At 46.1% G+C, this 851-nt stretch carries 1 protein-coding gene; it reads left to right on the forward strand.

The annotated features are described in order from the left end of the window. Positions 1-705, forward strand: a 705-nt coding sequence (locus tag A3751_RS22980; protein ID WP_197466413.1) for a hypothetical protein, incomplete at its 5' end; no start/stop codon positions are given. Positions 706-851 lie beyond the last annotated feature (146 nt).

The raw sequence follows: 851 nt of genomic DNA on the forward strand, positions 1-851 counted from the left end.
GATGATCTGTTCGGTAATGGCTGGACGAAAGGGAAAGATTTCAACTTTAGCATTGATGCTGTTGGTCTAGCTGCTTCAACGTTTGCTGCGGGTGATTCGATTGGTGATAGCTTTACGGGTCACACTTCGAATGGGGTTGATCCCGATGGTGATACTGGAACAACAGTGTTGATCTCCGATCTATCCATCAATGGTTATCTTGGGCCGGTGGACATCCATATCGAAAACAATGGTAATGGTTTCGGAACAGGTACAGCAACGCCAACAATTGGCGCGGCAGATTCGAAGATTAACTGGAATACGTATTTTAATGTGACGGATCTTGATGTTTACATCGATAACTGGGATGGTCTTTCTGGTGTTAAGGTCGATAACATGAAGATTAACAACGTGCGTGGCGATGTGACGGACTTGGATGGTAACTTTGCCTTCGGTTTCGCGCAGTCCAAGCGTCAGATCTTTGCTGTAAGAAATACGGCGGGCTTTGATGCCGCAGGTTTAGCCGCTGCTGCCGGTGGGTCGGCTTATGCTAATCCAGTAGCTATGGCCAATGATATTGGTCTTGACGGCGTTGCAATGAATACCATCTTCAAAGGTGACCGTGAAATTGGCGCGTTATCGTTTGGGGACACTGGTGTGTCAATTGGCGAGCTGTATTGGACCGACATGGAAACGTACACGAACTGGACGATATCAGGACACTGATTACTGGTTTGTTGGTTTAGTTCCGTTTTAAAGCCGCTCGTTTGAGCGGTTTTTTTTGATATGGTTATCAGGTTTTAGTTCGGCGCTTAAGTTTTCTTTTCGAACTGGAACTTCGTTCCTTTAATTTGTTGCTCTTCGGGTTACGA

It is taken from the genome of Oleiphilus sp. HI0080 (genome assembly GCF_001635135.1).